Source organism: Tahibacter harae (genome assembly GCF_024437735.1).
In the GTDB taxonomy this organism is placed as follows: Bacteria; Pseudomonadota; Gammaproteobacteria; order Xanthomonadales; family Rhodanobacteraceae; genus Tahibacter; species Tahibacter harae.
In genome coordinates, this window is the sequence record NZ_JANFQO010000077.1 from 1 (window position 1) to 1137 (window position 1137).

The 1137-nt window shown below is 72.6% G+C and carries 1 protein-coding gene; it reads right to left on the minus strand.

All coding sequences use genetic code 11. The features are described 5' to 3' along the window. The coding region (locus tag NM961_RS23885; protein ID WP_255916933.1) for an acyl carrier protein at nt 1–1137 on the minus strand (1137 nt) is incomplete at both ends.

A 1137-nucleotide genomic window follows, 5' to 3' on the forward strand; every position in this document is an offset into this window, starting at 1 on the left:
GGCGGCACCGGCGCGGTGCCGCTGCCGGCAGCCGGCGCGCTGACGCTGAAACGGTGCGACACGGCCGCCGCAGGCGCGGCCGGTGCGGCCGGCGCTGCGGCCGGCGCGCTGGCCGCCGGCGCCGCCGCGGCATAGGTCGCGGCGATGTGCTGCGCGAGCTTGCTCACGCTGGGGTAGTCGAACAGGCTGGTCGTGGTGAGTTCTATGCCCAGGGCCTGGTTGATGTCGCTGGCCAGGCGCACGCCCATGATGGAATCCAGGCCGTATTCGACGAAGGCTTCGTCAATGTCGATCACGGCCGGATCCACGCGCAGCGCGGCGGCGAGTTCTTTCACGATGGTCTGGCGCAGCTGCGCTTCGCGGTGCTCGCGGCTGGGCGGCGCGGCAGCGGGTGCGGCCGCGGCAACCGCGGGCGCGACGGCGGGCACCGCGGCTGGCTGCGCCGCGGGAGCCGCTGCCGCGGCGCTGGCACTCGCCGCGTCCGCGCCGAGCTGGGCCAGCAGCACCGTGCGGTTCTCGCGCAGGATGTGCCCGACCAGCTTGGTCACGGTCGGATAGTCGAACAGGCTGGTGGTCGTGAGTTCCACGCCCAGGGCCTGGCTGATCTCGCTGGCGGTACGCACGCCGAGAATGGAATCCAGGCCGTAGTCGGCGAAGGATTCATCGGCATCGATCGCAGACGGATCGACCCGCAGCGAGGACGCCAGGCAGCCGACCACGTGGCGATGCACGTGGGCTTGCAGGTCCTGCTCGCTGACGCGGGCTGGGCCGGCGGGTGCCGGCGCGGCCGGCGCCGCGGGCGCCGGTACTGCAGCCGCAGACTTGGCCGGCGCAGCGGGAGCCGCCGCGGCCGCCCGCCCCTGCCGCACCACTCCGTCACTCTGCGCAACGATGATGGTCTGGCCGAGCCCGTGCGCTTCCTCCGCCGGGAAACCCACACCGTGGAAGCCTTCCTGCTGCAGCACGCGCTGCCAGGTTGCCGGCCATACCGCCGGAGAACCCGGGATGCGGATGGCCTCGTCCTCGAACAGCCACCAGCCCTTGGTCAGGCCGAAGGTCAGGTGGGTGAACAGGCCGCCGCCCGTGCTCATCTCGTTGAGCAGCAGCACGCCCTGGCTGCTGAGTGCCGCCTTGGCA